16 protein-coding genes are annotated in these 19,937 nt (G+C 29.9%); 3 read left to right on the top strand and 13 right to left on the bottom strand.

Features of this window, described 5'->3' with window-relative positions:
- Positions 1-3: 3 nt before the first annotated feature.
- From I6E31_05190 to folP, 12 genes are all read right to left on the bottom strand, one after another.
- Complete coding sequence (locus I6E31_05190; protein ID MCF2639366.1) at positions 4-537, bottom strand: CvpA family protein; 534 nt, start codon at positions 535-537, stop codon at positions 4-6.
- A gap of 13 nt (positions 538-550) precedes the next feature.
- A complete protein-coding gene (locus tag I6E31_05185; GenBank protein ID MCF2639365.1) occupies positions 551-1,732 on the bottom strand; it encodes a class I SAM-dependent rRNA methyltransferase in 1,182 nt (393 codons plus the stop codon).
- 10 nt (positions 1,733-1,742) lie between these two features.
- Complete coding sequence (gene alr / locus I6E31_05180) at positions 1,743-2,840, bottom strand: alanine racemase (protein ID MCF2639364.1); 1,098 nt, start codon at positions 2,838-2,840, stop codon at positions 1,743-1,745.
- 100 nt (positions 2,841-2,940) lie between these two features.
- Entirely contained in the window at positions 2,941-3,879 is a 939-nt protein-coding gene (gene secF / locus I6E31_05175) for a protein translocase subunit SecF (GenBank protein MCF2639363.1), read from the bottom strand.
- Positions 3,879-5,102 carry a protein translocase subunit SecD gene (gene secD, locus I6E31_05170; protein MCF2639362.1) on the bottom strand — a complete coding sequence of 408 codons (1,224 nt, stop codon included), beginning with the start codon at positions 5,100-5,102 and terminating at the stop codon, positions 3,879-3,881. Before secD ends, secF begins: the two co-directional genes overlap by 1 nt.
- An 18-nt stretch (positions 5,103-5,120) precedes the next feature.
- Positions 5,121-5,540: a Holliday junction resolvase RuvX gene (gene ruvX, locus I6E31_05165; GenBank protein ID MCF2639361.1), complete on the bottom strand. Its 420-nt coding sequence runs from the start codon at positions 5,538-5,540 to the stop codon at positions 5,121-5,123.
- A gap of 10 nt (positions 5,541-5,550) precedes the next feature.
- Positions 5,551-8,154 (bottom strand): alanine--tRNA ligase, encoded by a 2,604-nt coding sequence (gene alaS / locus I6E31_05160; protein ID MCF2639360.1) that lies wholly within the window; start codon positions 8,152-8,154, stop codon positions 5,551-5,553.
- A gap of 24 nt (positions 8,155-8,178) precedes the next feature.
- The gene (lptB, locus tag I6E31_05155) at positions 8,179-8,904 is read right to left on the bottom strand and encodes an LPS export ABC transporter ATP-binding protein (GenBank protein MCF2639359.1); all 726 of its coding nucleotides are present in this window, start codon (positions 8,902-8,904) and stop codon (positions 8,179-8,181) included.
- A gap of 9 nt (positions 8,905-8,913) precedes the next feature.
- A complete protein-coding gene (gene lptC, locus I6E31_05150) occupies positions 8,914-11,604 on the bottom strand; it encodes an LPS export ABC transporter periplasmic protein LptC (protein ID MCF2639358.1) in 2,691 nt (896 codons plus the stop codon).
- 3 nt (positions 11,605-11,607) lie between these two features.
- On the bottom strand, positions 11,608-14,235 hold the full coding sequence (gene mutS, locus I6E31_05145) for a DNA mismatch repair protein MutS (GenBank protein ID MCF2639357.1): 2,628 nt from the start codon (positions 14,233-14,235) through the stop codon (positions 11,608-11,610).
- A 12-nt stretch (positions 14,236-14,247) separates the two neighbouring features.
- Positions 14,248-15,231: a tRNA dihydrouridine synthase DusB gene (gene dusB, locus I6E31_05140; GenBank protein ID MCF2639356.1), complete on the bottom strand. Its 984-nt coding sequence runs from the start codon at positions 15,229-15,231 to the stop codon at positions 14,248-14,250.
- 106 nt (positions 15,232-15,337) lie between these two features.
- The gene (folP, locus tag I6E31_05135) at positions 15,338-16,156 is read right to left on the bottom strand and encodes a dihydropteroate synthase (protein ID MCF2639355.1); all 819 of its coding nucleotides are present in this window, start codon (positions 16,154-16,156) and stop codon (positions 15,338-15,340) included.
- Between the two features lie 171 nt (positions 16,157-16,327).
- On the opposite strand from folP, the gene ahpC reads away from it, so the two are divergent.
- The 3 genes from ahpC to I6E31_05120 all read left to right on the top strand — a co-directional run bounded on the left by ahpC (position 16,328) and on the right by I6E31_05120 (position 19,051).
- Positions 16,328-16,888, top strand: coding sequence for a peroxiredoxin (gene ahpC, locus I6E31_05130; protein ID MCF2639354.1), 561 nt, complete (start codon positions 16,328-16,330; stop codon positions 16,886-16,888).
- A gap of 54 nt (positions 16,889-16,942) precedes the next feature.
- Complete coding sequence (locus tag I6E31_05125; protein MCF2639353.1) at positions 16,943-18,574, top strand: FAD-dependent oxidoreductase; 1,632 nt, start codon at positions 16,943-16,945, stop codon at positions 18,572-18,574.
- A 63-nt stretch (positions 18,575-18,637) separates the two neighbouring features.
- Positions 18,638-19,051 carry a hypothetical protein gene (locus I6E31_05120; protein ID MCF2639352.1) on the top strand — a complete coding sequence of 138 codons (414 nt, stop codon included), beginning with the start codon at positions 18,638-18,640 and terminating at the stop codon, positions 19,049-19,051.
- Between the two features lie 54 nt (positions 19,052-19,105).
- Here I6E31_05120 and folK read toward each other — a convergent pair whose 3' ends face one another.
- The gene (gene folK, locus I6E31_05115) at positions 19,106-19,927 is read right to left on the bottom strand and encodes a 2-amino-4-hydroxy-6-hydroxymethyldihydropteridine diphosphokinase (protein ID MCF2639351.1); all 822 of its coding nucleotides are present in this window, start codon (positions 19,925-19,927) and stop codon (positions 19,106-19,108) included.
- Positions 19,928-19,937 lie beyond the last annotated feature (10 nt).

The following is a 19,937-nucleotide window of genomic DNA, read 5'->3' as shown; positions in this document are numbered from 1 at the left end:
CTCCTAAAAAAGTTTATCAATATATTTATCTACTAACTCTCCATTTTTTAGTTCTTTTAGTTTAGCTTGAAAAACATCTGGTATATATTCTTCTAACTCTGGAGCTTTTTCTAAAAATAGTTTATTTACATAACTTCCTGCTGAATATTTTTTCAATCCTTTAAAAATATCTGCTGAATAGTTAAAAATCAAAAGAATTATCAGAGCTAAAAACAACCCTTTTATAGCTCCTAAAACTCCACCTAAAAGTCTAGTTATTAAACCTTTTCCTTGATTATTTAATGAACCTCTAATCAAACTAACTATTATTCCTAATATTATATATACAGCCCAGAAAGTAACTACATACACTATAAAATAACGATCTTTATCTTTAGAAAGATTTAAAAAATCTATAACTGCTGGAGTATATTTTTTAGCTATAATAAAGTTTATTACCACTCCAAATATTGCTATAAACTCTACAAACAACCCATTCTTTAATCCATACAATAAAGAAAAAAGAATAACTACTCCTATTGCCATATCTAAATACATCTCATCACCCTTTTTAATTTTCTACAACTTTTACCCATAAAGCCTTTAAATATAGAGTTTCAGGAACATGAAGAATCCATGGATGATCTTCAGGTTGATAATTTATTCCTATAACTTGAAGTAATTTACCATTTTTAGAGGCTGCCATTCTTGTTACTTCTATTAAATCTTGAAGTGAAATATGATAAGCACATGTTATAATTCCTAAAATTCCATTATCAGATAAAAGCTTAAAACTATCATCACATAGATCAAAGAAAAAATCTCTTCCCTTATGAATATCAGCTTTTCTTTTAATCAATGAAGGGGGATCTAATGTAATTACATCAAATTTCTCTCCTCTTCCTACAAGAGTTTTAAGAAGTAGAAAAGCATCTCCTTCCATAGTTACAAAATCCCCTGTATACTCATTTAAAGCATAGTTCTCTCTACATAATTCTAAGGCATGAGGCTCTTTATCAATAGCTGTTACCTTTTTACATCCCTCTTTTAAAGCTGCCATTGAGAAACCACCACTACTTGAGAAAACATCTAAAAATCTTGTATCTTTAGTTAAATATTTTCTGATAAACTTTCTTGAATCTCTTTGATCTAGGAAGAACCCTGTTTTTTGTCCATCTATAATATCTATATTATATTTTAACCCATTATCTTCCATTATTACTCTTTCAGGAATTTCTCCAAAAATTACTCCTGTTTTTTGCTCTACACCTTCAAGAGTTCTGTTCTCAACATCACTTCTCTCATAGATTCCCTTTGGTTTCATAACTTTTTTAATACTATTTATAATCTCTTGTCTAAAAGCTTCTACTCCTGAATTTCTAAATTGTACAGATACATATTTTTCAAATTTATCTATTATCAGTCCAGGGATTCCATCTCCTTCAGAAAAAAATGCTCTTACACAGTTAGTTTCATTAAAAAGATGCTCTCTCTTTTTATAAGCTCTTCTAATTTTTTCAAGTATAAAGTTTTTATCTATCTTTTCATCTTTAGTTGTTAAAACTCTTACAAATGCTGATGTTGAATCTGTTACATATCCTCTACCAACAAAAGCTCCATCAGATGAGCAAACATCTACTACATCTCCATTTTTTATATCCCCAACTATAGTTTTTACCTCATCTTTAAATACATTTGGATAAAAGTTAATTATCTTTTTCTCTTTCCCACTTATTAAAATTACCTTAGCCATTTCATCTCCTTTATCTTTTTATAAAATCTACACTTCCACTCTTTTTATACACTCTATAAACTCTTCTTCCTATACCTGTTAAAATATCCCAAGTAGATTTATGGATTGAGTTTATCTCTTCAATTATATCATCTCTAATAACAATAGCCTCTGCTCCAATCTCTACTTTTTCTAAAATAGAATTAGGAATTTTTACCATACACATATCCATACATATCTCACCGACTACAGGACATTTTTCATCTTCTATTATAACATATGTTTTATTAGAAAACTCCTTTTTCATACCATCTGCATAACCTATCGATAATGTAGCAAAACTTTCTCCTTTTTTTAGCTGAGCTGTTCTTCCATAAGAGATATAAGAATCTTCTTCTACAGTTCTAAGTGATAGAACTCTAGCTTTTGCTGTAAATACTCTTTTAAATCCTTCTATTCTCTCATTTCCAAGCATTCCATACATACATATTCCTGCTCTTACTAAATTTCCTGCATATCTATTATTAAAACGAAGTATCCCACCACTATTTAATATATGAATATATTTTACTACATTTTCATATTTTTTGAAAATAGCAAACTTTTTAAGTTGCCCCTCAGTGTAATCAATAGATTCCTGACTCATACCATCAGCATCAGAAAGATGTGAATAAATACCAGTAATATTCATATTTTTTCCTATACACTCTTCTATTACCTTATCTCCCTCTTCTACAGTAAAGCCTAATCTTCCCATTCCAGTATCAATTTTTATATGAAATTTTATATTTAACCTATTTTCTTCTATAAATCTTAGTTGTTTTCTACTACTTACTGTTATTTGAAAATTCTCTTTATCTGCTGCTAAAATTTCATCTTCAAATAGTGAACCTAAAATTAAAATCTCATCTTCTATACCACTTTTTTTTAATTCAAGTGCCTCATCTAATGAAGCTACACCAAAAATTTTTACTCCTACTTCTGAAAGTTCCTTCGCTATCTTAACTGCTCCAAAACCATAACTATCAGCTTTTACCACTCCTAAAATCTTTTTACCCTCAACTAGTTTTTGTATTTTATCTATGTTGTATTTTAAATTGTCTATATCTATCTCTAGCCAAGTTCTCATTTTTATTCCCTTCTTTGTCTATGTGTATAAATTTTTAGAGGGCGACTTTAAATTTTATCATTCTCAGTTGCCCTCTTATATTATATATTATCTTTTATATTTAGACTAATATTTTCTCTTCATTTTCCTTTTTTGTTTCTTCTTTAAAACTATTAAACCCTTTATTTGGTCCTTTTTTATTTTTATCAAGAATATAAACTAAAGGAGTTGCAATAAATACTGAACTGTATGTTCCAGCTAAAATTCCTATTAATAGAGTCATAATAAATGTTTTTAAGCTGTCTCCACCAAAAACAAGAATTGCTATAATAGCAAATAAAGTTGTTACTGATGTATTTAAAGATCTTATCATAACTTGATTAACACTCTTATCTAAACATTGCTCAAAAGTTCCTCTATTTTTACGTTTCATATTTTCTCTTATTCTATCAAAAACTACTATTGTATCGTTAATTGAATATCCAAGAATTGTAAGTATTGCAGCTATAAACGGAGTATCTATTTCATAACCTAAAAGTGCTATAACTCCAATTGCTATTATTAAGTCATGGAATAGAGCTGCTACTGCTGCAACAGCAAATGTAAATTCAAATCTAAATGTTATATATAGAATTATTAAAACTGCTCCTATACTTAAAGCTAAAATTGCAGATGTTTTTAATTCTTCTCCTACACTTGCTCCTACTTTTTCCTCTTTATTGATTTCAAAGTTTCCTATTTTTTTCAAATTGTTAAGTACTTCTGTTTTTTGGCTTTCTTTTAATTCAGGAGTTCTTATAATAACTGTATTGTCTTCTGAAATTTGAACTTTTCTACTATTAGGATTAACTTGATGTATTGTTTTAGCTATCTCATCTAAGTTACTATTAATTTGATTTAAAGTTATACTTTTCTCAAATTTTAATTGAAATAGGTTTCCTCCAGAGAAGTCAATTCCATAATTTAATCCTTTAGCAAAGAAAACTACTAGAGAGATTATTAGGAAAACTGCTGAAATACCTAAAAATTTCTTACTGTTTTTTATAATTTCTATTTGCATTATATTTTCCTCCTAACTCCAAATAGTTCTGGTTTATTTAGTTTAAATATAGTTACAAATGTAACTAATAATATTTTAGTGATTGTAATAGCTGTAAACATTGATGCCAATGTACCTATTGTCAATGTTACTGCAAACCCTTTTACTGGTCCAGTTCCAAAAGTAAATAAGATAGTTGTTATTATCAGTGTTGTTAAGTTAGAGTCAAATATTGCTACAAATCCTTTACTAAATCCTGCATCTATTGCATTACGAATTGTATTACCTAATTTTAATTCCTCTTTTATTCTCTCAAATATAATAACGTTAGCATCTACTGCCATTCCTGCTGATAAAATAAGCCCTGCTATACCTGGAAGTGTCAATGTTGCATCTATGAAGTTTAAAGATCCAAAAGTTATAAGTCCAAATATAATAAGTGCTATATCTGCTACTATTCCTGGAAGTCTGTAGAATATAAGCATAAATATACCAATTAAAGCCATAGCAAACATAGCTGCTTGTTTACTTTGAGCTATTGATTCATCTCCAAGTGATGCCCCTACTGTTCTAGTTTCTACAACTTCAGCTTTTACTGGTAAAGCTCCTGCATTTAAAAGAGTTGCTGTTGCCTTAGCCTCTTCTAAAGTATAGTTTCCTGTAATAACTCCATTTCCGCTAGGAATTTCAGAGTTGATCATAGGAGCAGTTTGAACTTTTCCATCTAGTGTAATTGCTAATTTTCTTCCTATATTATTTCTTGTAATTTCAGCAAATTTTATTGCTCCCTCTTGGTTCATTTCAAATTGAATTTGAGGTCTTCCTAAGTTATCATGTGTTACATCTGCTTTTTTCAATGCTCCACCTGTTAATAGTGTTTCCCCTAAAGTTCCATCTGGATTTTCAATTTTAAATTCAAGAAGTGCTGTTTTTCCTATCATGTTAATAGCATCTTCAGTGTTACTTATTCCTGGAAGTTCAATAATAACTCTATTATTTCCAGCTTTTTGAACTAATGATTCAGCTACCCCAAGCCCGTTTATTCTTCTGTCTAATACCTCTATCAACCTATTCATAGCAGAGTCATCAATCGTTACTCCTTCTTCTGGAACAGCTTCAAGAACTACATATACTCCACCTTTTAGATCTAGTCCTAGTTTAGTTGATTTAAAAAAGCTAAGCCATATAGCTCCTATCACTACAACTATAACAAGGGATAATCTCATCAGTAATTTTGATCCCATTTCTCCTCCCAAATTTCTCTATTTTTTTCTATCTAAAAAAGTTTGTAAAATAATTGCTGCTGCTATTTTATCAACTACTTTTCTCTTTTCTAAAGCCCCTTTTTTATTAGCCTCATTTAACATTCTATCTGCTGATACAGTTGTCAATCTCTCATCTACCTCATATATTTCCAAACCTTCAATATTCTTTTTAAGTTTTTCTATATACTCTCTAACCTTTTCAGCTTGACGTTTCTCTGTTCCATCTAAACTTTTAGGAATCCCAACTACTAAAGATTTTGTATTCTCTTGTTCACATAACTCCTTTATCCTTTGGACAGACTTAACTTTTTTTCTATTTATTACTTCTAGGGGAGTAGCAACTATCCCTAGAATATCAGATTTTGCTACTCCTATCCTTACATCCCCTATATCTAAGGCAATATATTTTTTATACATATTTTACCTCTTATAAAGATTTTCTTAAAGTTTCTCTTACTGCTTCTAAAGCCTCTGTTACTTTAGTAGTGTCTTTTCCTCCTGCTTGAGCAAAGTCAGGTCTTCCTCCACCATTTCCTCCAGTTATTTGAGCTGCTTCTTTTACAAGATTTCCAGCTTTTACTTTAGAGATAGTGTCTTTTGTTACTCCTGCTGCAAATATAACTTTATCGTCCATTGAAGATGCTAAAACTATAACAGCATTTGTCATTTTTTCTTTTCCTAAGTCAATGAATTTTCTTAATTCATCAGCTGTTTTGCTCTTGAATGCTTTTAATACAACAGTTGTTCCATTGATTACTTCAGCATTTTCTTTTAAGAATGAAGATTCCACATAAGTAAGTTTATCTTTTAGAGATTCAATCTCTCTTTCATTTTCTTTTAAAGTTTCTACCATTTTTTCTACTCTTTCTAGTAGATTTACTTCATTAGCTTTTACTGTTTTTTGAATTTGAACTAATAGTGCTTCTAATTTTTGTACAAATTCAAATGCTCCTTTTCCTGTAACTGCTTCTATTCTTCTAATTCCAGCAGCTATTCCACTTTCGCTTTCAATTTTGAAAAGTCCGATTTTTCCAATGTTATCTATGTGAGTTCCTCCACAAAGTTCAATAGAGAATCCTTCTACATTAACAACTCTTACTATATCTCCATATTTATCTCCAAATAGTGCTGTAGCTCCAGCTTTTTTAGCTTCATCCATAGACATATTTTTTACAGATACTTCTATTGCTTCAGCTATTTTACTATTTACTATATCTTCAACTTTTAAGATCTCTTCTGGAGTCATTGCTTCATAGTGGTTAAAGTCAAATCTTAATCTTTCTCCATTTACAAATGATCCAGCTTGTTGTACATGAGATCCTAAAACTTCTCTTAATGCTTCATGTAATAAGTGAGTAGCAGTATGGTTTTTAGCAGTTGCAACTCTATTTGCTTCATCTACTTCTAATAGATACTCTTCTCCTTCAACAGCTTCTCCTTTTACTACTTCAACTGTATGAGTGAAGATTCCCTTTTGTTTTTGAACATCTATAACTTTTCCTTCGAAATTATTTCCTGAAATAACTCCAAAGTCTGCTGCTTGTCCTCCTGATTCTCCATAGAAAGGAGTTGTATCAAATATCATAAGTTTTTTACCATCTTTTCCATCTCTGATACTTAATAGTTTTCCTGTATCTTTTAGAGTTTCATATCCAGTAAAGTTAGTTACTCCATATTTATCATAGAACTCTTCTATAAAGCTATCTTGTCCTTTTTCCATTACTACTTCTCTAGCAGCTTTTGCTCTCTCTTTTTGCTCTTGCATTTTAGCTTCAAATTCATCTTTTGATACTTTAATTCCTTTTTCTTCACAGATCTCTTCTGTTAATTCATAAGGGAATCCATATGTATCATAAAGTTTAAATGTTACTTCTCCAGTTAAACTATCTTTTCCATCTTTTTTAGCATTTTCAATCTCTTGATTTACAAGTTGCATTCCTTGATCTAGTGTACGAGAGAATTTTTCTTCCTCAATTTTAACTACTTTTTTAATGTGAGCAATATTTTCTTTTAAATCTGAGTATGCTTCTCCCATGATTTCTACTACTTTATCTACCATTTTATATAAGAATAGTTCTGATTGTCCTAATAATCTTCCATGTCTTACTGCTCTTCTTAAAATCCTTCTAAGAACATATCCTCTTCCTTCGTTTGATGGGATAACTCCGTCATTTACTAAAAAAGTTACTGCTCTTGAGTGGTCAGTTATAACTTTTAGTGAGAAGTTTTCTTCGTTGTCTCTTCCATATTGGCTATTTGTTAATCTTGCAGCTTCTTCAACTAATGGGAAAAGAAGATCTGTTTCAAAGTTATTTGATTTTCCTTGTACCATAGCAGCTATTCTTTCAAGTCCTGCTCCAGTATCTATATTTTTCTTAGGTAGTGGTTGTAAGCTTCCATCTTCCATTCTGTTCCATTCTGTAAATACTAGGTTCCAAATTTCTATGAAACGGTTATCTGTTCCTTCATCTCCAAGTTTAGAGTTTTCATCTCCTCCATAAGCTGGTCCTAAGTCAACGTGAATTTCTGAACATGGTCCACAAGAACCTGTTGGTCCTGCTGCCCACCAGTTTTCATCTTCCCCAAGTCTTACAAGTCTTTCTTTAGGGAAGTTACATTTTTCTATCCAAATTTTTTCTGCTTCATCATCAGTTGTAAATACAGATACCCAAAGTTTATCTTTATCTAATTTTAATACTTCAGTAACAAATTCCCAAGACCATACTATTGCTTCCTCTTTAAAGTAATCTCCAAAAGAGAAGTTTCCTAACATTTCAAAGAATGTATGGTGTCTAGCTGTTCTTCCTACATTTTCAAGGTCGTTTGTTCTGATACATTTTTGATATGTAGTTACTCTTGGATATGGTGCTTCTTTTTGTCCTAAGAAATAAGGTTTAAAAGGTACCATTCCTGCTACTGTAAGTAATAGTGTTGCATCATCTGGAATTAGAGATGCACTTTCAAAGTGCTTATGATTTTTAGCTTTAAAAAACTCAATAAACTCTTTTCTAATTTGATTTCCTGTTAACATATTTTTCCTCCAAATATTTAAAATTTAATCTAATTTAAATTTTTCTCCTAAGTAGATTTTTCTTGCAGTTTCATTATCAGCTATCTCTTGTGGAGTTCCACTGATAAGAACCTTACCATTTGCCATTATATAGGCTTTTTCTGTTATTCTCAAAGTTTCCCTTACACTGTGATCTGTTATTAAGATTCCAAGTCCTCTATCTCTAAGATATCTTATTATCTGTTGAATATCCTCTACTGCTATTGGATCTACCCCAGCAAAAGGCTCATCTAATAGAATAAAGCTAGGATTATTAGCTATTGTTCTAGCTATCTCTATTCTTCTTCTCTCTCCTCCAGACAATGAATAACCTAAAGATTTTCTTACATGGGTAAGTTTAAACTCTTCCATTAACTTTTCTATTATCATTTGTTGCTCTTTTTTTGCAACACCTTTCATCTCAAGTACAGCTGCTATATTTTCTTCAACTGTTAAGTTTCTAAAAACTGACGGCTCTTGAGCTAGATAACCTATTCCCATATTTGCTCTTTTAAACATAGGATATGTTGTAACATCTACGTTATCACAATATACTGACCCTGTTTCTGGTTTTATTATCCCAGTTATCATATAGAAAGTTGTTGTCTTTCCTGCACCATTTGGTCCTAAAAGTCCAACTACCTCTCCTTTATTTACTTCAAGGCTTACATTATCTACAACTGTTCTTTTCTTATAGCTTTTACTAAGATTTTGGGCTATTAAACTTTTCATAGTTCCCCCTTATTGATTTTTATGGTTGATATATACATGCCCTTTAGCTTTTAATTTTTTACTGTTCATGTTATATATTGCCTCATCTGATTCCACTATTGATTCTGCATTTTCAATCTTTACATTTCCAATAAGATCAAGTATTCCTGTTTTTTGTCTAGCTATTCCCTTGTCTGCTGTTATTACAGTTTTTCCTTGTTCTTTATTGATATTTTCAATATAAACATCTCCAATAAGAGTTGCAGTATCATTATTCATATTTATTTCAGCAACATCAGAAGTTATTATAATATCTCCATTGTCCTTATCTTTTACAATCATTTTTGTATTATCTCTTGCAAAAACAAGACTTCTTTCAATGTCAGCTTCTATGTAATCAGATTTTAAAGTTTTATCCTCTTGAATAAATACAGCATTTTTCTTAATTTCACTTCTTATTGCTTTGTAACCATCTGTATCTTTTTTAAAGTAAATTCTTGCAAAATCTCCAGAGAAATCTGTTCTCTTTCCATCATAATTTGTATGTCCTTTAGCATTTCCAATAAAGTCCATTCTCATTTCATGTAGATTTCCATCTGCTTTATCAGCTGTAAATTTGTCTCCACTTTTAGAAGTTATATCAGCTTTATTACTTTTAAATATTCCATTTTTATTATCAAAAGTTCCACTGTTACCTTTTATTGTAAATTCATCATAGAATACTGTATATGGTTCTTTTGAAGTAGCTAATTCACTATCTAAGTTATAGTCAAACCTGTTTCCTTTTAAAGTTACTTCAGGAGTTTTTATTGTAGTATTCTTTCCAAACTCTATTTTATTTTCTTTTGTAAAATACTTTACTAGAGAACTTGTTATATCTGTATCCTTATTCTTTCCTTTAAAATTATTTCCAGTAAAAATCTCTCTCTTAATATCATAAGTTCCCTTTGCCATAGTTCCAGAAGTTAATTTGTCTTTACTTTCAAAATCTATCTTTTCAGGAATATAAACTTTTTCATCTTTTAAATTATACTTTCCTCTAGCAGATTTTGCTATAATTTTTTCACTTGTTATTACAAGATTTCCTACAATCTCAACTGAGTTATCCTTTTGGAAAAGAAGTTTATCTCCAGTTACAGTAGTTCCATTATCTGTGTTTTCAAAGAATATGTTACTTTGTAACTCCCCTGCTCCTGTTTTGTTGTTATAAGTTAAGTTATTTCCACTTGCTTTAAAGTTACTTCCTAAAGCATTAATTACCCCATTACTTAAAAGATTTCCTGTATTTTCATCATAGTCAGCACCTTTTCCTACAAATTCAATACCATTTTTAAGTTGAGTAATCTTATAATCTGCTGGTGTTGTAACTTTTCCAGTATTACCATCATACTTAATATTACTGCTTTCAATTCTATAATCTTCATTTTCAAAAACAGCATCATCTTTTAGTTTATATATCTTAGTTTCACTATTAAAATCTAGTCTATTACCCTTTGCACTTTGCTTTTTAATTTTATCAATTACCTTTCCATTTATAACATAACCATCTTTTGTTACATTATTAAAGTAGAATTTCTCTCCTGTACTATCATATTTTAAACTTCTAAAGTCATATTTTTTATCTGCAAATGCCTCTTGAGTCTCATTGTTATATCTAAATTCTCTACTTCTTAACTCTCCGTTATTTGAAACATATAATAGATCTTTTTTCTCACCATAAGCTGTTATAAATTTAGTTTTATTGTCATAAACTATCTTATCAGCATTAAGTTTTTCTCCCTTTGTAGAAGTTACAATTACATTTCCATATAGTTCTAATTTTTCACTGTCTATATTATATATTCCCTCTGCTCCTTCAAAAGAGTAAACTCCATTTGATCCTTTAACTTTTCCATAAAATTTAACAATATTGCTGTTAGCATCTTTCTCAATTCTATCTACATATATTGTGTATCCAGATGTTTCTATTACAACATTTTTAGAGATCTTTAAAGCCTCAACTCCATCTTGATACCAAAGGTTTTCTCCTGACAGTTTTACTCCATCATATGTAATTGAAAAAGGTTCCCAAGCTTCAAGAACTTTATCATCTACAAAATATTTAAGATTTTTAAAATCTCCATCTACTTCTTGATCTTTCTCATCTACTCCTGAAACAGATATATTTCCTGAAAGTACAACTATCTTATTAGCATCGCTATATTTTCCAATATCACCTTTTAATTTCAATCTCTCATTTTCTAGAACAACATCATCTTTTATCTCTATATAACTCATTTTACTATCTGTAGTAAAGTTTTTACCAGATATTTTAATCTTTTTTTCCTCATTAAAAGCTGATACTCCTGTATTTGAAGTTATCTCATCTTTTAATTTCTCATAGTTTGCTGAATCTGTGTTAAACTTCCACCCATTAGGACTTATTCCTAAGATATTATTTTTCAATGCTAAGTTTCTAACTTTATCAATGAAAACATTGTCCCCACTTATTACCATATCTTTTACTAGAGCCTTTGCTTTTTCAAAGTCAGTTTCTTTCTCATCAATATAATCTATCTGCTTAGCAGCTTCAACATGATAATCATCACTTTCATAAGTAACATTTGTAGTTTCAATAGCCTTTTTTAAATCTGAAAGATCCTTTTCCTCTTTAAAATAATTAAGATATCCTAAAATTATTACAACTGCAAAAATAATCATATAGATTTTCTTTTTATTCATAATCTAACTCCTATTTAATATTTTTTTCAGTTCATTAAGTTTCATCAATGCTTCTAAAGGAGTCATACTATTAGGATCCAACTCCTCTAAAACCCTCATTACTATCTTCTGTTCCTTAGTTATCTCTTTACCTTTTAAACTATTTTTTTCACTTTCATTATCTTGCTTTTCAACTTCTGGAGTTCCAAACAGTATAAGTTGTTCCCCTTGAAGTTTTTTCTCAATAATCTCTTTTCTCTCTTCAAGATTTTTTAAGACACTTTTTGATCTATCCAATATCTCTTTTGGCAGTCCTGCTAATCTTGCAACCTCTATTCCATAAGATTTATCTGCTCCACCTTTTACAATCTCTCTTAAAAAGACTATCTCATTTTTATTCTCTTTAACTTCAATTCTAAAGTTTTCAGCTCTATCTAACTTGTCTTCTAATTGAGTTAATTCATGGTAGTGTGTAGCAAATATTGTTTTAGCTCCTATTCTCTCATGTATATACTCAGTAATAGCTGTAGCTATTGAGATTCCATCAAAAGTTGAAGTTCCTCTTCCAATCTCATCTAAGATTATGAATGATCTATCAGTAGCACTATTTACTATATTTGCCACCTCACTCATCTCTAGCATAAATGTAGATTGTCCAGTAAGTAGATCATCACTTGCCCCTACCCTTGTAAATATCTTATCCACTAATCCTATTTTAGCATAATTTGCTGGAACATATGAACCTATGTGAGCCATAATTATTATTAATGCTACCTGTTTCATATATGTAGACTTACCTGACATATTTGGACCAGTTAAAATTATCATCTCACGTTTATCATCAAAGACTATATTATTTTTAACAAACTCACCACTAGAAATAAGCTTTTCAACTATTGGATGGCGTCCTGCTATTATTTCAATGTCTTTTCCATCATGTATTTCAGGCTGAATATACGAATTTTTTATAGCTATATAAGCAAAATCCGTAACTACATCTAAGTATGATATTTGATAAGCTAAGTCTTGTAAGATATTTTTATATTTTTTTATCTCATAAGATACCTCTTTAAATAGTTGATACTCTAAATTTTCAATCTTATCCTTAGCATTTAATACCTTTTCCTCATATTCTTTTAGATCTGGCACAATATATCTTTCAGCATTTGCTAAAGTTTGTTTTCTTATATAATCTTCAGGAACAAGATGTGCATTTGCCTTTGTAACTTCAATAAAATATCCAAATACCTTGTTATATTTTATCTTTAATCCTTTTATTCCTGTTCTTTCTCTCTCTCTATTTTCTATCTCTAAAATATAATCTTTTCCATCTTTTGAAAGTCCATGTAGCTCATCTAACTCACTATTATAACCAGCTTTTATTATTCCACCCTCTCTTATTGAAAATGGTGGTTCATCTACTATTGTTCTTTCAATTAGATTATATATATCAATTAACTCTTTTACCTCTATTGCAAAAATAGGATTTCCGTTTAAAAGTTTCAATATCTCTAAAGAGTTTTTTATAGAATATTTTAGTGCAACTAAATCTCTTCCATTTTCAGTTTCAAGAACAAGTTTACCTATTATTCTTTCTATATCATAGATATTTTTTAACTTCTCTCTAACTTCCTCTCTCAATAAAACATTTTCTATGAAAAATGCCACATTTTTTTGTCTTGCTTGAATCTTTTCTACATCTAAAAGTGGATTTTTAATAAACTTTTTAAGGAGACGACTTCCCATAGAGGTCATACACTCATCCATTACCCACAGTAGAGTTCCTGCTCCACTTTTATCTCTATAATTGTCTATAATATCAAGATTTTTTTGAGTTGTTATATTTAACTCCATAACATTTTCACTGCTTGTATAAACTATATTATTAACTGGTAGCTCTTTTCCCTTTTGTAGTTCCACTGCATAGTCTAATACTGTAGCTGATACTGTTGATGCCAATTTTTTATCTTGCATTCCAAAACTATCTAAAGATACTATATTGAAGTATTTTTTTAGAAAATCCTCTGATTTTCTCTTTTCTAAAACTCTATTTAGGTTTACATTGTTTAAAGAGTTATGTCTTTTTAACTCCTCTGCATATCTATCATAAGTCTTTTCATCTAAAAGTATCTCTTTAGGAGCTAATTTATTGATCTCTCCTAAAAGTTTAAATATTATATCTTCACTTTGAAATTCACTAGCTTTAAACTCTCCAGTAGTAATATCCATATAGGCAATAGCCCCTCTATTTCCATCTATTTTTATTCCCATAAGGTAGTTATTACTTTTCTCATCTAGATACTTAGTATCAATTACTGTACCAGGAGTAATTACTCTAGTTACCTCTCTTTTAACTATCCCTTTAGCTGTTTTAGGATCCTCTACTTGCTCGCAAATAGCCACTTTATATCCTTTATTTACAAGCTTAGCTATATATGATCCTACAGAGTGATAGGGAACTCCTGCCAATGGTACATCTTGATCTTTTTCTCTATTTCTACTTGTCAGTGTCAATCCTAACTCTTTTGATGCTATTACTGCATCTTGAAAAAACATTTCATAAAAATCTCCAAGTCTAAAGAAAAGAAGGCTATCTTTATTTTCTGCTTTTATCTCTTTATATTGCTTCATTAAAGGTGTTTCTCCAGCCACTCTCTCAACTCCTTAAATATTTTCAAGTTCTCTATTTTCTATCTCTATATAATCTTCAGGCTGAATATTTTCCTTAACTTTTTCTAAAAGCGAGATTATCTCTTCATAACTATCTGTATGATTGATTCTATCTTTAAATTCAGCACTTTTTCTAATTCCTTTCAAATACCAACATAGATGCTTTCTAAGTTCAAATATAAATGGTCTCTCTGGATGCTCTATTTGAGTTCTTCTAGTATGCTCTATTGCCATATCAACTTTTTCTTCTGGTGTTACAAGGTGCAATACTTTTCCATATTGGAAGTACTCTCTTATATCTCTTATTAACCAAGGATTTCCAAAAATTCCCCTTGCTAACATGATTCCATCTACTCCTGAAAAATCTACTCTCTCCTTGGCATCTTCAGCAGTAAATATATCTCCATTTCCTATTACAGGGATATTTACACTCTCTTTTACTTGCTTTATGATACTCCAATCAGCTTTTCCAGTATACATTTGCTCTCTAGTTCTTCCATGAACTGTTATATGTTTACATCCTACCTCTTCAGCTATTTTAGCTATTTCAACAGGATTTTTTGATTCCTTATAACCTGCTCTTATCTTTATTGAAAGATCTGTGCTATCATTTAAAGCACTTCTTACCTCTGAAAGCATAGCTCTTATATGTTCTGGATTTTCCATTAAAGCTGCTCCATATCCATTATTTACAATCTTCTTCATAGGACAACCAGAGTTTATATCTATATGTTTTACTCCTAAACTCTCAACAAATTTAGCACTTTCAACCATTTTTTTTATATCTTTACCAAAAAGTTGAACAGAGTCTCCCTCTCTCAATCTAAGTATAACTTTTAAAGTTTTTTCACATGCAACTTCTAAAGCATTTATACTTACCATCTCTGTAAATAGTAAATCTGGTTTAAATTCTTTTAGTATTCCTCTATATGTATAATCTGTAACACCTGCTATTGGTGCAGTATATATTTTTATCATAAATTATTTTCCTCCGATATCATTTAAAAAGGTATCTCAATCTAAAAATTTTACCATATTTATAATATTTTTTCAATACAACAGAGGATATTCAATATTTTTTTATTTATCTTCTATAAATTCTATCTGCCACTAAAGCTGCCCTTTTATTTTCAAGAACATTGTGAACTCTTACTATATCTACTCCCTTTTCTATTCCAATTACAGTAGTAGCAACAGTTCCTTCAACTCTTTCATCTGTAGGAATTCCACCTAAAATAGTTCCTATAAATCTCTTTTTAGAAGTTCCAAGCAAAATTCTTCCCATGTCTCTCAATTCTTCTAATCTTGCCATAACCTCTATATTTTCTTCCATTCCTTTTCCAAAACCAATTCCAGGATCTAATATTATATTATCTCTTGAAATTCCATATCTATCTGATATTTCATATGTTCTTTCAAAGAATTTTCTCATACTTAAAATAATATCTTCACTATATTCAGTTCCATTTTGATTATGCATAGCTATTACAGGAACATTGTAATCAGCTGCTAACTTTGCCATCTCTCCATTATCATATTGTAATCCCCATATATCATTTATTATATGAGCTCCAGCTTTTAGTGCTGCCTCTGCCACTTGATATTTATATGTATCTATTGAGATAACTATATCTAACTCTTTTGATAACATCTCTATCACAGGAACAACTCTTCCTATCTCCTCTTCCACACTAATTTGTGTATGTCCAGGTCTTGTAGATTCTCCACCAATATCTATTATATCCACTCCATCTTCTATCATTTTTTTAGCTTGTTCCAAAGCAGAATCCAAATTATTATATCTTCCCCCATCTGAAAAAGAATCAGGTGTTACATTTAAGATTCCCATAATTAAAGTTCTTTTCCCTAGTTCTATATTTTTATCTCTACATTTTAGTATCATTTATTTTCTCCCCTTTATTAATTATAATCTATTTTAAATTTTAATATAGTTTCCCAATAAAAACAAGATATATAATCCTAAAAAATAATTGTTGACTTTTTTAATAATAAATGATAGTATTAAATTGTAATAATTACAAATAAGTAAAGATTATACTTAAGGAGGAATAATATGTCTTTAATAGGTAAAAAAATATCTGAGTTTAAAACAATGGCTTACCACAATGGTGATTTTATAGAAATAAATAGTGAATCTTTAAAAGGAAAATGGGCTGCAGTAGTTTTCTATCCTGCTGATTTTACATTTGTTTGCCCAACAGAATTAGAAGATTTAGCAGAAAATTATGATAAATTTAAAACTGAAGGTTGTGAAATTTATTCAGTATCTACTGATACTCACTTTGTTCACAAAGCTTGGCACGATTCTTCTGAAAGAATTAATAAAGTACAATATCCTATGTTAGCAGATCCAACTGGAAAGTTAGCTAGAGATTTCGATGTTATGATTGAAGAGGAAGGTTTAGCTTTAAGAGGTAGCTTTATTATAAATCCTGAAGGTGTCATAGTTGCTTATGAAGTACATGATACTGGTATTGGAAGAAAAGCAGAGGAATTATTAAGAAAATTACAAGCAGCAAAATTTGTAGCTGAACATGGAGAAGTTTGTCCTGCAAAATGGGAGCCTGGTGATGAAACTATAGTTCCTTCTATTGATTTAGTAGGAAAATTATAAAAATAAAGCACTGCTCTTGTAGTGCTTTTCATCTTTTTTACGGAGGAAATGACTATGGAAAAAATATATGATCTAATTATTATAGGGGGAGGTCCAACTGGACTAACTGCTGGAATATATGCTGGACGTGCTAAGTTAAACGTTCTTATTCTTGAAAAGTCTAGTATTGGGGGACAAATTTATCTAACAAACGAGGTAGCAAACTACCCTGGAATTTTTGAAACTACTGGTTCTAACTATGCTGAACAACTAAAAAAACAAGCTGAAGCTTTTGGAGTAGAGATAATATCTGGAGAGGTTACTAATATGGATTTCTCTAAAGAAATTAAAGAGATTAAAACTTCTACTGATAGTTATAAAGGATATTCTGTCTTAATAGCTACTGGTGCATCTCCTAGAAAGTTAGGATTCCCTGGTGAAGAGGAATATACTGGTAGAGGTGTAGCTTATTGTGCTACTTGTGATGGAGAGTTCTTTACTGATATGGATGTATTTGTTATTGGAGCTGGATTTGCTGCTGCTGAGGAAGCTATGTTCTTAACAAAATTTGCTAGAAAAGTTACTGTTATAGCTAGAGAACCTGAATTTACTTGTGCCAAATCAATAGCTGATAAAGTTCTTGCTAATCCTAAAATTGAAGTTAAATTTAATACTGAAATATTAGAGGCTAAAGGAGATATCCAACTTAGAAGTGCTAAATTTAAAAACAATGTTACCAATGAAACCTTTGAATATAAAGCTAATGAGGGAGAAAGTTTCGGAATATTTGTCTTTATTGGATATGAGCCTCAAAGTAAATTATTTAAAGATATTATCACTTTAGATAATCAAGGATTTATCCCTACTGATGAAGATTTAGCTACTAATGTAAAGGGAGTTTATGCTGCTGGAGATATCAGACCTAAAAAATTGAGACAACTTGTTACAGCTGTTTCTGATGGAGCAACTGCAGCATTTAGTATCGAAAAATATGTTCATGATTTAAAAGGTAAATTAGGAGTAGAAAAAGAGGAAAATAGTTCTAAAACTACCTCTGAAATTAAACACCCTACTAAAAAATTATTAGATGATAATATTCAAAATCAACTAAAAGATATCTTCTCTAAATTTGATAAAACAGTTAAAGTTGTTCTTATAAAAGATCCTGAAATTGCCAAATCAATTCAAATGGAAGAATTTTTAAGTGAAGTATCTTCTCTTTCTGATAAAATAGAGTTTCAATCTCTAAATAAAAATGAAAATTTAGAACTTGAAAAAAAGATAGATGCTGAAAGATTTCCAACAATAGCCTTTTTTGATCAAGATAACAACTTTAAAGGAGTAAAATTTTCAACTCTTCCTGGTGGACATGAGTTAAACTCTTTTATACTTACACTATATAATATTGCTGGTGCTGGACAAAAAATATCTGAAGAGTCTAAAAAGAAAATTGATGGTATTTCTACTCCTCACAAAATAAAAATTGGAGTTACTTTAAGTTGTAGTAGATGCCCTGAGAGTGTACAATCAGCACAGAGAATAGCTATTGAAAATAGTAATCTTGATGTAGAAGTAATTGATGTTTTCACATTCCCTAAATTTAGAGAAAAATTTGAGATTATGAGTGTTCCTGCTATTATTATAGATGATAAATTAGCTGGATTTGGACAAAAAAATATTGAACAATTCCTTGAGCTAATTAAATAATATTTATTTTTAAAGGAAAGCTATTATCCTTTTTGTAAACTATTAATATAAGGAGGGGATAATATGAAAAAATTATCAATATTTATTTTAGCTTTAGCTACTACTATACTAATTACTGGATGTGATGGTAAAAAAGATGAAAGCATCAAAAATGAAATTACTCAAAAAGCTACTGAAGTAAAAGTAGATGTTAAAGATGCTGCCGAGGATATTAAAGAAAAAGCTGTAGAAGCTAAAGATGTAACAGTTGAAAAAGCTGATGAATTAAAAAATAAAACAAAGTCTATAATTGAGGACACTAAAAATGATCTAAAAGAAAAAACTGAAGATATGAAAGAGGATTTAAAGTTTAGACATGAATCTATAAAAAACAGTGCTGCTGATAAAGTTGCTGAAGTTAAAGAAAATGCAAATAAACAGTTAGATGCTTTAAGCAATAAAATTAATTCATCATCAACTACTGAAGCTAAAAATTAAAATAACTAAAAATAAAAAATTCAGAGAGGTTTTATCCAATCTGAATTTTTTATTTTAATTTTTCGAATCTAATTTTCTTTTTAAATTAAATATACTCTCTTTTCTTAATGGGTGAATTATATTAGGAGCAATTTCACAAAGAGGATCTAGCACAAAACTTCTTTCACACATCCAAGGATGTGGAACTGCTAGATTATCATCTTCAATTATCTCTTTATCATAAAGAAGAATATCTATATCTATTATTCTAGGTCCCCATTTTTTTATTCTAACTCTTCCCATTTTCTCTTCAATTCCCAACAACTCTTTCAATAGCTCTTGAGGTGTAAGAAGAGTTTTTATCTCTAAACAAGCATTTAAAAAATCATCTTGATCTACAACACCAAAAGGTTCTGTTTCCAATATAGTACTAACTTTTGTTACCTCTGTATCCTCTATCTTTCCTATATTTTCTATTGCCTTCAAAAGATTTTCTTTCTTATCACCAATATTTGAACCTATTGATAGATAAGCCTTATGTCTTTTTCTTGTTATTTCCACAGCTACATTTTCAAAATGCATTTGTAGAGGTGCCCAAGGTTTTTTTACTGTTACTTTAACTTCAGAAATTAAATGATATTTTCTTAAAATCATCTGTGCTATATCTTCAGCACAATTCTCTATAAGATCAACACTTTTTTCTAAAAATAGTTTTCCTATATCTTCAGCAACTAACCCATAGTGAGTTGATTTAGTTAGATCTCCAGTTTTTCCTGCCTCTCTTGTATCACAGCTCATCTCAACTGAAACTTGAAATTTTTGTCCAAGTTTTTTCTCCTCTGGAAAAACCCCGTGATACCCTATAAATTCAAGATTATTAATACAAATTTTATCCATTATCTCTCCA

Source organism: Fusobacterium varium (assembly GCA_021531615.1).
Lineage (GTDB): Bacteria > Fusobacteriota > Fusobacteriia > Fusobacteriales > Fusobacteriaceae > Fusobacterium_A > Fusobacterium_A varium_C.
This window is presented reverse-complemented; position numbering and strand designations above follow the sequence as displayed.